The 13,347-nt window shown below is 57.5% G+C and carries 11 protein-coding genes; 7 read left to right on the top strand and 4 right to left on the bottom strand.

Annotated elements, in window-relative coordinates; all coding sequences use genetic code 11:
• The first annotated feature begins 10 nt into the window (after positions 1-10).
• From KO499_RS14280 to KO499_RS14270, 3 genes are all read left to right on the top strand, one after another.
• The gene (locus tag KO499_RS14280; protein ID WP_215984423.1) at positions 11-877 is read left to right on the top strand and encodes an MBL fold metallo-hydrolase; all 867 of its coding nucleotides are present in this window, start codon (positions 11-13) and stop codon (positions 875-877) included.
• 8 nt (positions 878-885) lie between these two features.
• Positions 886-2,619, top strand: coding sequence for a SulP family inorganic anion transporter (locus KO499_RS14275; RefSeq protein WP_215984422.1), 1,734 nt, complete (start codon positions 886-888; stop codon positions 2,617-2,619).
• Positions 2,620-2,700: 81 nt separating this feature from the next.
• Positions 2,701-3,360, top strand: coding sequence for an energy-coupling factor ABC transporter permease (locus tag KO499_RS14270; RefSeq protein ID WP_215984421.1), 660 nt, complete (start codon positions 2,701-2,703; stop codon positions 3,358-3,360).
• Positions 3,361-3,372: 12 nt separating this feature from the next.
• On the opposite strand, the gene KO499_RS14265 is transcribed toward KO499_RS14270, so the two are convergent.
• From KO499_RS14265 to KO499_RS14255, 3 genes are all read right to left on the bottom strand, one after another.
• Positions 3,373-5,475, bottom strand: coding sequence for a GGDEF and EAL domain-containing protein (locus tag KO499_RS14265; RefSeq protein WP_228339959.1), 2,103 nt, complete (start codon positions 5,473-5,475; stop codon positions 3,373-3,375).
• 277 nt (positions 5,476-5,752) lie between these two features.
• Entirely contained in the window at positions 5,753-6,283 is a 531-nt protein-coding gene (locus KO499_RS14260) for a response regulator transcription factor (RefSeq protein WP_215984419.1), read from the bottom strand.
• Positions 6,280-7,551, bottom strand: a complete 1,272-nt coding sequence (locus tag KO499_RS14255; RefSeq protein ID WP_215984522.1) for a sensor histidine kinase — start codon at positions 7,549-7,551, stop codon at positions 6,280-6,282. The genes KO499_RS14260 and KO499_RS14255 overlap by 4 nt, the downstream gene beginning before the upstream one ends.
• A gap of 389 nt (positions 7,552-7,940) precedes the next feature.
• On the opposite strand from KO499_RS14255, the gene KO499_RS14250 reads away from it, so the two are divergent.
• The 4 genes from KO499_RS14250 to arcC are packed head-to-tail and all read left to right on the top strand — an operon-like array spanning position 7,941 to position 12,593.
• Positions 7,941-9,389 (top strand): YfcC family protein, encoded by a 1,449-nt coding sequence (locus tag KO499_RS14250; protein WP_215984418.1) that lies wholly within the window; start codon positions 7,941-7,943, stop codon positions 9,387-9,389.
• A 23-nt stretch (positions 9,390-9,412) separates the two neighbouring features.
• Complete coding sequence (locus KO499_RS14245) at positions 9,413-10,642, top strand: arginine deiminase (RefSeq protein WP_215984417.1); 1,230 nt, start codon at positions 9,413-9,415, stop codon at positions 10,640-10,642.
• 18 nt (positions 10,643-10,660) lie between these two features.
• On the top strand, positions 10,661-11,662 hold the full coding sequence (gene argF / locus KO499_RS14240; RefSeq protein WP_215984416.1) for an ornithine carbamoyltransferase: 1,002 nt from the start codon (positions 10,661-10,663) through the stop codon (positions 11,660-11,662).
• Position 11,663: 1 nt separating this feature from the next.
• A complete protein-coding gene (gene arcC, locus KO499_RS14235) occupies positions 11,664-12,593 on the top strand; it encodes a carbamate kinase (protein WP_215984415.1) in 930 nt (309 codons plus the stop codon).
• 196 nt (positions 12,594-12,789) lie between these two features.
• Here the strand turns inward: arcC and KO499_RS14230 are convergent, their stop codons facing one another.
• On the bottom strand, positions 12,790-13,239 hold the full coding sequence (locus KO499_RS14230; protein ID WP_215984414.1) for an ion channel: 450 nt from the start codon (positions 13,237-13,239) through the stop codon (positions 12,790-12,792).
• Positions 13,240-13,347 lie beyond the last annotated feature (108 nt).

Below are 13,347 nucleotides of genomic sequence, written 5' to 3'. Positions count from 1 at the left end.
GGTGACCGTGATGAGCAGCCCGATCGTTCAACATTTTTTTGATGAACCCACCAACACCTTCAGTTATGTGGTGCGTGACCCGGACAGCCAGGCCTGCGCCATTCTCGATTCGGTTCTGGATTTTGATTACGCTGCCGGCCGCACCGATGTGCGCTCGGCCGATGAGATAATCGACTATGTCCGCGGCAATGGCCTGACCGTTGAGTGGATTCTGGAAACCCACGTACACGCTGATCACCTGTCGGCCGCGCCCTACCTGCACGATAAGCTGGGCGGCAACACCGGTATTGGTGCCCATATCCGGGACGTTCAGGAGATTTTTGGCAAGGCGTTCAACGCCGGAACAGAATTCCAGCGCGACGGCAGCCAGTTCGACCGACTGTTCAGGGAAGGCGACACCTTTGCCATTGGCGGCCTGGAAGGGCGGGTGCTGCACACCCCCGGCCACACCCCTGCCTGCCTGACCTATGTCATTGAAGATGCCGCATTCGTCGGCGACACCCTGTTCATGCCCGATTACGGCACAGCCCGCTGTGATTTCCCGGGTGGTGACGCCCGCACGCTGTACCAGTCCATCCAGAAGGTACTGTCGCTTCCGGCAGAAACCCGTATTTTCCTGTGTCACGACTACAAGGCGCCGGGCCGGGATGAATATCAGCACATGACCACGGTGTCGGAGCAGCGCGAAGCCAATGTTCATGTCCACGAAGGCATCTCGGAGGAGGAGTTCGTGAAAATGCGAACCGAACGGGACGCCACTCTGGATATGCCACGGCTGATTCTGCCATCGGTCCAGGTCAACATGAGGGCCGGTGAAATGCCACCTGCCGAGGATAACGGTCAGGTTTACCTGAAAGTACCGATTAACCTGTTCTGAGATTCCCGATGAATCTGAAACGTTATCTCCCCGTTCTTCAGTGGGCGCCTCAATACGGGCGGGATCAGGCCACCAGTGATCTGGTTGCTGCGGTCATTGTGACCGTGATGCTTATCCCCCAGTCACTGGCCTACGCGCTGCTGGCGGGATTGCCTGCCCAGGTGGGTCTATACGCCAGCATCCTGCCCCTGGTGATCTACGCCGTGTTTGGAACCAGTCGGACCCTGTCGGTGGGGCCGGTGGCCGTGGCGTCGCTGATGACGGCAGCCGCCCTGTCGCCTCTGGCCGAAGCGGGCACGCCGGAGTACGTTGCTGGTGCGGTCCTGCTGGCAGTGATGTCAGGTCTGATGCTGACACTCATGGGCGTTCTCAGGCTCGGTTTTCTGGCCAATTTCCTGAGCCATCCGGTGATTTCCGGCTTTATCACGGCCTCCGGCATTGTCATTGCGGCCAGCCAGCTGAAGCATATCTTCGGGATTCAGGCCTCCGGTCACAACCTGCTGGAGATCGGTCAGTCCCTGTTGCTGTCGATTGGCGATACCAACCTGGCAACCCTGGCGGTTGGCATGGGTGCACTGGTATTCCTGTTGCTTGCTCGCAAGCACCTGAAGCCGCTCCTGTTGGCGTCAGGCCTGGCGCCGAAGATGGCGGATATCCTGACCAGAACCGCGCCGATTCTGGCAGTTGTAGTGACGACGCTGGTGGCCTGGCAGTTGCAGCTCGATGCCCAGGGTGTGCGACTGGTCGGCGATGTGCCCCGTGGCTTGCCCGAGTTCACTGTGCCGAGCCTGGATGTGGGGTTGTGGCAGCAACTGGCGGTTAGTGCCTTGTTGATCAGTGTTGTGGGTTTTGTGGAATCGGTATCGGTGGGGCAGACGCTGGCCGCCAAGCGGCGCCAACGGATTGACCCGGATCAGGAACTGATTGGCCTGGGGGGTGCCAACCTGGGGGCCGGTTTTTCCGGTGGTATGCCGGTAACCGGCGGTTTTTCGCGGTCTGTAGTGAACTTTGATGCCGGCGCTGAAACTCCGGCCGCTGGCGCCTACGCGGCTGTTGGTATTGCGCTGGCTACCTTGTTCCTGACGCCGGCCATTGCCTATCTGCCCCAGGCCACTCTGGCAGCCACCATCATCGTGGCCGTTATCACGTTGATTGACCTCCCGGCCCTGGGCCGGACCTGGCGTTATTCGCGCACCGATTTCGGTGCCATGCTCGCCACCATTGTGCTGACTCTGGCACACAGCGTTGAGGTGGGCATCATCACCGGGGTCGCCCTTTCTATTGGCTTGTTCCTGTATCGTACCAGCCGTCCCCACAGCGCGGTGGTTGGCAGGGTGCCCGGTACCGAGCATTTTCGCAATGTGCTTCGCCACGATGTGGAGCTGTGCCCGAAGGTGACCTTTTTACGTGTCGATGAAAGTCTGTATTTTGCCAATGCCCGTTTCCTGGAGGAGACGGTGATGGATCTGATGATCCGGGAGCCAGAGTTGACCGATCTTGTGCTGGTTTGCCCGGCGGTGAATCTGGTGGATGCCTCGGCGCTGGAAAGTCTGGAGGCGATCAACGAGCGTATGAAAGATGCAGGGGTCAGACTGCATCTGGCCGAAGTCAAAGGGCCGGTGATGGACAAGTTGAGAGGGACCGATCTGCTTTCCCACCTGGGTGGAGACGTGTTCTTGAGCACCTTTGAAGCCTGGCGGAGCCTGACCGACCTTGGCAAACTCGAGAAACAGGTCGCCTGAGTCATTCAGGTCCGCTTGCACCAGGGGTAGGGCGGGCGATTATGATGTCATTCCCGACCCGGTTACTGCGGTGCGATCATTATGGGCATGACTGAAAACCTTCTATCCACCAGCCAGTGGATCATTACGCTACTGCTTTTTCTGGTGATCCTTGTGCATGCGCTGCGTTCGATAGACTGGCAGGCGTTTCGCAAGGACAACTCACTCCAGCACTCGTTTTTTGGTGCCGCCGTGGTGCTCGGTTTTGTCTGGCAACTGCGGGCGGGCATTTCCCCGGGGCTGGCTATCCATGTTTTCGGTATCACGGTCATAACACTGATGCTGGGGTGGGCGCTGGCGGTGCTGGCGGGTTTGCTGGCCCTGATTATCACGGTCATCACCGGCCGCGAGCCTCTGATGATGTTCGCGGCCAACGGCCTGATCTCCGTGATGGTGCCGGCCATTGTCAGCCACGGCATCATGCTCTGGGAGCGCCGCCGGGATTTCCGGAATTTCTTCGCCTATATCTTTTTCTGCGGCTTTTTCGGGGCGGGTATTGCGGTGGCGGCGGCGGGTATCGTCATGTGCCTGATGCTATGGACCAGCGGCGTTTATACGTTCGACGAGCTGGTGCATGAATACATCCGGTATCTGCCCCTGTTCATGATTCCGGAGGGGTTTGTGAACGGTAGTTTCGTGACCGGCCTGATGGTATTTCATCCGGATCGACTCACGACGCTGGACCAGAGACGGTACCGATAGAGCCAGTCTGGTTCAGATACCCTCGCCGGGGTAAACGGCGGGCTCAAGAAGGTCTTTGGATTTTGCGGACGTCGCTCTTTTCTGCCAGTCATGAGCCCACCCAAGCACTCTGGTCGCCGGCATAGGACGGGCAATGCCGAAGCCCTGCACAAAACTGCATCCCATCTGCCGCAGGACCCGGGCGTGCTCCATGGTTTCTACACCCTCGGCCAGCACCGGGTGGTCGAACCGTTGAGCCAGGAAGATCACACTCTCCACGATGGCATGGTCGTTGGCATCTTCAAGCATGTTGCGAACAAAACTCTGGTCAATCTTGATGATGTCTACCGGAAGAGTGCGCAAATAGGTCAGCGACGAAAAACCGGTGCCAAAATCATCCAGCGCTACCCTCAGGCCAAGGTCCTGACAACGTTGCAGAACATTGCTGGCACGCTGCGTGTCCGCGAGGGCCGTTGATTCGAGAACTTCCAGAGTGATCTGCCCGGGCACAATTTCCGGATGGCTGCGCAGATAGCTTTCCAGATAGTCGGTAAAGCTGTGGTCCATCAGGTGAGCCGGGCTGATGTTGATGCTGATCGTCAGGTTTTCTCCTGCCTGCTTCCAGGTGTTCATCTGATAGATCGCTTCTTTCAATATCCACTGCCCCAGTGGCACCTCCAGGTGACTGTTCTCGACAATGGACAGGAAATCGCGCGGCGAGACCAGACCTTTATCGGGGTGGTTCCAGCGGATCAGCGCTTCAAATCCGAGAAGCTCAAAGTCGCAGAGGCGTACTTGTGGCTGGAAGAAAAGTTCGAATTCCTGGTTTTCCAGTGCCCGAGAGATTTCCATCAACTGGTTGCGTCGGTTCCGGCGATCCTTGTCCAGATCAGGATCAAAAAAGTGGTACTGATTGCGTCCTTTTTCCTTGGCCGAATACATGGCCTGGTCGGCATGGCGAATCAGGCCTTCGGCATCTGACTGGTCTTCCGGGTACCGGGTTATGCCCAGACTGGCTGTCAGGGTGAAGCTTTGTTCCCCGGACGCCAGCGGTTCGCCAATGCAGGCCATGATGCGCCGATAAAGCGGTTCGTGGTTGCCGTCGCCCTGAAGCAGGAGTACGAATTCGTCACCACCGATACGGGCCACAGTGTCGCCGCTGCGCAGTGCCAGGGTCAGCCGTTCAGCGAGAGTGCGCAGGGTATAGTCTCCCGCTGAATGCCCCCAGGTTTCGTTGATTGACTTGAAGCCATCAATATCCAGATAGCACACTGACACGCTGCGATGTTGCCGGTCAGCGTGACAACAGGCGGTGCTCAGTCGTTCTTCCAGCAACTGGCGGTTGGGCAGACCCGTCAGATCATCATAGTTGGCAGCCCGGTTCAGTTCCTTGGCGTGGTTTTTCAGGGCAGTGACATCGGAAAACGCTGCGACATGGTAATACTGTCCTGGCTTTTCCAGATGTACGCGGCTTATCGAGAGCAGTTCCACATACTCGTCGCCGTTCTTCCGGCGGTTCCAGATTTCACCCCGCCAATGATCGGTTTTCTCGATCGTCTGCCACATGGAGCGGTAGTACTCCCGGGAGTGACGGCCGGAACTGAGGATCGACGGGTTCAGACCAAGCACTTCCTGACGGCTATATCCGGTAATTCTCGAAAACGCAGGGTTAGCATCCAGAATCCGGTTGGCCGGGTCGGTGATCAGAATGGCTTCGTGGCTGCGATCGAACATGCTCGCGGCGATGCGCAGGCCCCGTTCGCTGTTTTTTCGGTCCGAAATGTTGTTCAGAATGGCAATAAAGCCCTGTTCACGGCCGATTGGAACGCAGTAGGTATGCACCCAATAGGGTTCACCCGCTTTCGTATAGTAAAGAACCTCCTCTTCAATGACCTCGGCACGACTCAGTTTCTGGTTGATTCGTCGGATGGTTTCAGAGTCTGTATCTGGTCCATACAGGACGTCCTTTGGAAAGCTTCCACGCACGTCCCGAAGCTGATACCCCGTATGTCGTTCGAAGCCGGGGTTCACCCATTCAATGCGGCCTGCATCATCGAGCATCACCACACAGTTGGGTGTCACCGCCGCAACCATGGCAAGGCGTCGGGGATCAATATCCGGGGAAGGGAGAGTCATTGTCGGGGATCTGTGCATGGGAGTCAGGGACTTGAACACCGGTCTGTCAATTTAGGAGCTCCCCTGCTTGAGAGGCCTTGCGAGATCATAAAAGCCAGTCCCGGATTCCCTGCCTTCCACGTTGCCATGACGGCAAGTAACTGGTCAGGCTCTGTGCGGATCCTGAAATCGGGATTGGTGCCACAGCATGCTACTGGAATAACTCTGGAAAACCATGGGTAATAGTGGGGCTGAATTGACGGGGGTCATTTTTTTGCCCGATCGTCATGGGTGTCTGTTAGCGCCAGCGAGAATGTTTCTGGAGTTTTCGTTGCAGGGTGCGGCGATGCATGTTCAGAGCCCGGGCGGTGGCTGAAACGTTACCTTCATTTTCGTTGAGGATCCGCTGAATGTGCTCCCACTCCATTTCTTCAACCGAGGGCGGCTCGGCCCGGAGGTCCGGTGGGGCATCAATGGGCTCGAAGCCGGCCAGCAGTTGGTTGACCGTCACCGGTTTACAGAGGTAATTGACGGCGCCCCGACGCATGGCTTCGACCGCCGTTGCGATGCTGCCATAACCGGTGAGCACCAGGATTTCCAGTTCCGGGCGCATGTCCAGTAGTTCTGGCAGCAATTGCAGGCCACTCTCGCCGGCCAGATTCAGGTCAAGCACGCACCGGTTGACCGGTCCTTCCATCAGGGCGTCTTTTGCTTCCCGATGCCCGTGGGCAAGCCGGGCTTCAATACCCTGGCGGCTGAGTGAACGTTGCAGTATCTGCAAAAAGGCGTCGTCGTCATCAATAAGCAACCAGGCCTGCTGTTCGTTCATGCCTGGACCTCCATTGCACCATTGGTGTCTTCTGAAATGGGCAGATCAATAATGATGGTTGTACCTTTCGCGCTGGCTCGGGCTTTCAGGGTGCCGCCAAGGCGCTGAATGGTGGCGTTGGACAGGAAGAGACCAACTCCGAGACCGCTATCCGAACTGACTATCTGGTCACCGAGCGTACCCTCAGGGGTGGATTCCAGGCCATCGCCATGATCCTCAACAACCAGTTCCAGACGATCGTCGGAACCCTCCCGGGCCGTGACAGCGACCCACGAAGGGCTGGCGGTTACCGCATTGGCGAGTACATTCAGTACAGCCTGATCGAGAGTGGCGTCTACGGCGACCGGGCAGTCCGGTGCCGACTGGTGCCATTCGATTGCGGCCCCTGGCCAGAGCAGTGTGGCGGACTCACGCAATCGTGAAACCCAGTTTCTCGCGGTCAGAATTTCCAGCTGTGCGGTCTTGCCCTGTATGGCCGCTGTGGAGAGCTGTTGAAGATGCCCGCTGCACAAAGCCAGTTGTGTTTCCATCAGCGAAAGATCCTCGGCAACCGGATCGTCGACGGGGACTGCCGATTTCATTTCGTCCACCAGCAGGGTCATGGTGTTCAGCGGTGTGCCGAGCCGGTGAGCGACAGCGGCGGCAGAAAGCCCGAGAGCGATGATCTGCTCGTCACGCAACCGGGTTTCCCTTATCTGGGCAAGCTGTGACTGCTGCTGACGCAGGCGGCGGGCCAGTGCTCCGACGACCAGAAGCAGAATGGCGGCAGTTGTGGCAAAGGTCACCCACATGCCGACAAGGTGCAGCTGAGCCAGATTGGTGCCGTGATGTTCATGGGTAACCGGGGTATGCCAGATCACCAGGGAGGTGTACACGCCCACACCGGCAACGGTTATGGCAATGCTCTGGCCCAGCGGCACAAGCACAATGGCAACGGCAATGGGTAGCAGTAACAGCGAGACCAGAGGATTGGTATAGCCACCGGTCAGGTATAGCCAGGCGCCGATCATAAGCAGATCGACGATCAGTACCAGGCTGACGACCTGTGTTGAACGCGGTGGTCGTCGGGTAAACCACAGCCAGGTGAGGGTGGCCAGCACCCCGTACGCCAAGGGCAGGATCACGGCTTCTGCGTGATGCGCCAGCGCCACCATGGTTTCCGCCACAGCGATCGAAATCAGCTGCAAGGCAACAATAGTCAAGCGCATGCCCAGCAGATAGCGGGCAGCCTGTTGAAGGCCGGTTTGTGAGTGGGTTCGCCATTCCATGGACTGCATTCTAACGGTTTTTCTGCCATCGGTATCCGGGGAATACCCTCATGGGGATGCGGCATTTGGTCTCAGGCACGACGATTGGGTGAGCTTTATGATTGTTGGCATCGAAACGGACAGATCAGGTTGAACTGCAATGGGAGTTGCCCGCTTCTCATAGCCGGCGGGTGACATTGTGCCCCGGGTGGAGCTAATGCCTTCACCCGGGGCTTTTTTTGAGGACGAAAATTGCTCTACCTCAAGTAGCGATATGGCCTGATGAACTAATATCTGGCGCAGGCTGGTCGGAGTCAGTGGTGAGAGAGCATCAAGGACATGCCCTGGCCTACCTCGACGTCCCTTAAGGGGGCTCTGCACTTTGCGATTTTAAGGAAAGGAGGCGCATTGTGAGTGAAGACCAGAATCCGTCAGAAAATCCCGAAAACGATCTTGCTTCTCGATTCCCGACTGCCTACACCATTCTTTTCTGTCTGATCGTTCTGATTGCAGCTCTGACCTGGATCGTTCCGGCCGGGCAATATGAACGGGCAATGAATGAAGAGGTGGGCCGTGAAGTTGCCGTTCCCGGGACCTACCAGACAGTAGACCCCAACCCTCAGGGCTTTGTGGATGTCATGCTGGCGCCAACCGCCGGTTTTTATGATCCGGACAGCTACGTTGCCAATGCCATTGATGTGGCTCTCTTCGTGCTTTTTCTGGGCGGTTTTCTGGGAGTCATGAACGCCACCGGCGCTATTGATACGGGCATTCGCAGTGCCATGCGACATCTTGAAGGCCATGAAATATGGATGATTCCGATCCTGATGACGCTGTTTGCCATCGGTGGCACAACCTATGGCATGGCCGAGGAGACGCTCGCATTTTATGCCATTCTCATTCCGGTGATGATCGCTGCCGGCTATGACGCCGTTACCGGCGTTGCCATCATTCTGATTGGTGCCGGTATTGGTGTGCTGGGTTCGACCATAAATCCGTTTGCCACTGTGATTGCGGCCAATGCTGCGCACATTCCGTTTACCGACGGAATTGTGCTGCGCTTCGTGATCCTGATTGGTGGATTGATTATTTGCGCGGCCTACGTGATGCGTTACGCCCACCGGGTCAGGCAGGATAATTCGCGGTCGGTCGTAGCGAAACAGTGGGCGGCGCACCGCAAGCTGTTCCTGCGAGGACATGAAGAGGGTTTCGAGCACGCCACGCTTACCTCCACTCAGATCATTGCGCTGATTATTTTTGTCCTGACCTTCGCTGTCATGATCTGGGGAGTGTCTTCCCAGGGCTGGTGGATGGCGCGCATGGGGGCTCTGTTCTTTGGTGCGGCAATTGTTATTGGGCTGATTGCCCGTCTGGGCGAGAAAAAGCTCACAGCCAGTTTCGTCGATGGGGCCAGAGATCTGTTGGGTGTCGCACTTGTGGTCGGTTTGGCAAGAGGCATCGTGGTGATCATGGATCAGGGCATGATCGCTGACACGATTCTCCACAGTGCTGAAACCTCTCTCGGAGGCCTGCCTGAGCTGGCGTTCATTAATCTGATGTTCTGGATTGAAGTGGGTATGAGCTTCTTCGTGCCTTCCTCTTCCGGATTGGCGGTGCTTTCGATGCCTATCCTGGCGCCACTGGCCGACTTTGCGAATGTCGGGCGCGATCTGGTTGTCACAGCGTTCCAGTCAGCCAATGGCCTGGTTAACCTCATCAATCCGACCTTTGCCGTGGTTGTCGGTGGTCTCGCCATCGGGCGGGTATCTTACGATCGGTGGATTGCCTTTATCTGGCCGCTGTTGCTGATTCTGACGGTGTTTATCAGCCTGGCCATCAGCATTGGCACTTTTCTTTGATGCCCTGGTAAAAGGAGCCTGGCATGTCCGAACCTACACTTGGTGTTCATTCCGAAACCGGCACTCTGCGGCAGGTTATTGTCTGTCGCCCCGGCCTTGCCCACCGGCGACTGACACCCTCCAATTGCGATGACCTGCTGTTTGATGACGTATTCTGGGTCAAGCAGGCCCAGAAGGACCACGATGTGTTTTCCGGCCTGATGCGGGCCCGGGGCGTCGAGGTGCTGGACGTCAATGACCTGCTGGCAGAGACTCTGGATAGCGCCGAAGGGCGGGCCTGGATCCTGGATCACCGTATTAACTGGAATCAGATCGGTGTCGGCATGGTTTCCGACCTGCGCGCCTGGATGGACCAGTTACCGGGCACCACACTGGCGGAATTCCTGATCGGAGGCCTGGAGGTCGGCGATCTGCCCTTCGATCCGGTGGGGCTGTTTGGCAACCACCTCGGGCGCTATGGCTTTGTGTTGCCGCCGTTACCGAATTTCCTGTTCACCCGGGATAACAGTGCCTGGATTTATGGTGGCGTGACCCTGAACCCCATGTATTGGCCGGCCCGAAAGCCGGAAACCCTCCTGATGGCCGGTATTTACAAGTTCCACCCCAAGTTCGCCGGCAAGGTCAGTGTGCACTGGGGTGACCCGCTGCAGGATCACGGACTGGCCACGCTGGAAGGCGGTGATGTCATGCCGGTGGGCAATGGTGCGGTGTTGGTGGGCATGGGTGAGCGGTCATCACCTCAGGCCATCGGTCAGTTGGCCAAATCCCTGTTTGACAGTGGTGCCGCTGAGCGGGTGGTTGCCTGCCAGATCCCCAAAACCCGTTCCGCCATGCACCTTGATACCGTGTTCACGTTCTGTGGTGGCAACGTAGTCACCACATTCAAGGAGGTGGCGGATGAAATGGTGTGTTACGACCTGCGCCCCGGAGAAGGCAAGAAGCACCTGGCCTTCCGGCAGGATCCGCGCCCGTTGTTTGAGGTCGTGGCCGATGTGCTGGGCTACAAAAAGCTGGAGATAGTGCCAACCGGGGGTGATAGCCCGGCCGAGCGTGAACGGGAGCAGTGGAACGATGGCAACAATGTGTTGGCGCTGAGTCCGGGGGTGGTCATTGGCTATGATCGCAATGACGATACCAACGCCGCCCTTGAGGCCGCAGGTATCGAGGTACTCTCGATACCTGGGGCAGAGCTCGGGCGTGGCCGTGGGGGTGGCCGGTGCATGAGTTGTCCGACGATGCGCGATCCTGTTTAACCGGAAAGGATAACCGTTATGGCTTTCAATCTGAAAAACCGTCATTTTCTGACACTGCGCGACTATACGCCGCGTGAAATCGGTTTTTTGCTCAAACTGGCAGCAGACCTGAAAACAGCGAAATATGCCGGTACCGAAGTACCGAAACTTCAGGGTAAGGATATCGCGCTGATCTTTGAGAAAAACTCCACTCGCACCCGCGTGGGTTTCGAAGTGGCTGCGTTCGATCAGGGTGCCCGGGTGACCTATCTTGGGCCGACTGGCACCCACATCGGCCACAAGGAATCGGTCAAGGATACTGCCCGGGTGCTGGGGCGGGTCTATGATGCCATTGAGTATCGAGGCTTTGGCCAGGCGGTGGTGGAAGAGCTGGCCCAGTATGCTGGCGTGCCGGTCTATAACGGTCTTACCAATGAGTTTCATCCGACCCAGATACTGGCAGATTTCCTGACCATGCAGGAGCATGTGGAAAAGCCTTTGCGTGATATCGCCTACGTATTTATTGGCGATGCCGCTAACAACATGGGCGACAGCCTGCTGATCGGCGGCGTAAAGATGGGGATGGATGTTCGTTTATGTGCTCCCAAAGCCTGCTGGCCGGGACAGGCCATCCAGGATGAGGCCCATGCCATCGCCGCCGAGACCGGCGCCAGGATTACCATCACCGAGGATATCGATGCCGCCGTTGCGGGTGTTGATTTCGTGTACACCGATGTCTGGGTGTCGATGGGGGAAGCCAGGGACAAATGGGCCGAGCGGATCGAGTTGCTGATGCCCTATCAGGTAAACGCGAAGTTGATGGAAAAGACGGGTAATCCGCGGGCACGTTTCATGCACTGCCTGCCGGCGTTTCATTACACTGAAACAACCGTGGGCAAAGAGATCCAGGCCGAGTTCGGTATCGATGCCATGGAAGTGACCGATGAGGTGTTTGAAAGCCCGGCCTCCATTGTCTTTGATCAGGCGGAGAACCGCATGCATACGATCAAGGCGGTCCTCGTCGCCACGCTGGGGAGCTGACATGCTGGTAGTTGCTGCTTTGGGTGGTAACGCCCTGTTGAGACGCGGAGAACCGCTGACCGCAGAGGTTCAGCGTAGCAACGTAAGAACCGCGGCTGCATCGCTGGCGGAGATTGTTCGTGCCGGCCATGATCTGGTGGTGACCCACGGCAACGGTCCGCAGGTGGGTTTGCTGGCTCTTCAGGGCGCCTCCTACAAACCGGAAGAGGCTTACCCGCTGGATGTCCTTGGCGCCGAGACCGAGGGCATGATTGGCTACATGATTGAACAGGAGCTGGAGAATGCGCTCGGGCATGACCGGCCGGTCGCGACTCTGCTGACCCAGATCGTTGTGGACCCGAAAGATCCCGCTTTTGCCAAACCGACCAAGTTCGTCGGACCGGTGTACGAGCGCGAAGAGGCAGAACGCCGGGCCAAAGGTGCGGGCTGGAGTATTGCGCCGGACGGCGACAAGTGGCGTCGAGTCGTACCGTCCCCCAAACCTCTGGAAATACCGGACATGCGCGTTCTGCAGCTGTTGCTGGAGCAGGGCGTGGTTGTGGTCTGCGCCGGTGGCGGCGGGATACCGGTTCTGCGTCTGGAGAATGGCAGTCTGATGGGCATCGAAGCCGTCATCGACAAGGACGCCGCCAGTGCTCTGCTGGCCAGACAGTTGGGTGCGGATGCGTTGCTCCTGCTGACCGATGTGGATGCGGTCTATCGGGATTTCGGCACCGATCAGTCGACACCGATTTCTTCCCTGACCACGGCTGAAGCGCGGGCACTCGATCTGCCTGCCGGCTCCATGGGGCCGAAACTTCTGGCGGCCTGTGAATTTGCGGAGGCCGGCGGGCTAGGCGGCATTGGCAGGCTGCAGGATGCCCTTGCCATCATCCAGGGGACTGCAGGCACTCGTGTGATGGCCGGTTCGGGCGACCGGTATCAGAAATAACATCCAGCCATTGCCATTCCTGGCGTTTTCTCAAACGCTAACCTTGATCACCTTGTGATGGCCACTGATTTCCAGAACGTCGGAGCCCCGGCACAGCGGTAATGAAAACCGCTGCCGGTGTCTTCGTCATTGTGGGACAGCTGGTCGATTTGGTGATGCCTCTCGTGTACTACACTTTGCTTCACAGTCGATGGATCTATCGGGTGGGCCAGAAGCGTTGCATTTCCACAAACAGGAATGAGGCACTCCAGGTTATAAGAACCAGTCCGGCCAATGCTTCGATTCCAGTGAGAAGGCGCAGGATACCGAAGCCTACTATGTCCCCGTAGCCAACGGTGGTGAAGGTGGTGAAGGAGAAGTAGAAGCAGTCGAGCAAGGTGCCATTGAAGTTGCCGGAAAGTTCGCCCCAGCCGTCGGTGTGGTGCATGACATAAAACGCAGTGGCGAAGATCAGGACCTGAAACGTGTGTATGGCAAGGATGCCAAAGACCGAGACAAGCAGGCGAAACTCGTGGTTCTGGCGCATCTTTGAAAGCAGACGGCTTAAAAGGATCAGGGCCTCATGGTGAATCAGAACGGTAACGGCGACGATCAAGCTGTTGATAAGCGCTGCGTTCAGAAAATTGACATGGTGTTCTGCTGCCAAGGCTGAAGGTCTCCGTTGTCTTGAGAGGGCGGTCACTGCGTTAAAATGACGCAGGGCATCAATAATGCGCGATCCGATTCGTTGTTCCGATTGTATAGTAGTCTGAAC

The sequence above is a fragment of the Marinobacter sp. F3R08 genome (genome assembly GCF_018860425.1).
Classification (GTDB): domain Bacteria; phylum Pseudomonadota; class Gammaproteobacteria; order Pseudomonadales; family Oleiphilaceae; genus Marinobacter.
The sequence above is the reverse complement of the archived record's forward strand: the minus strand, read 5'-3'. Positions and strand labels throughout refer to the sequence as shown.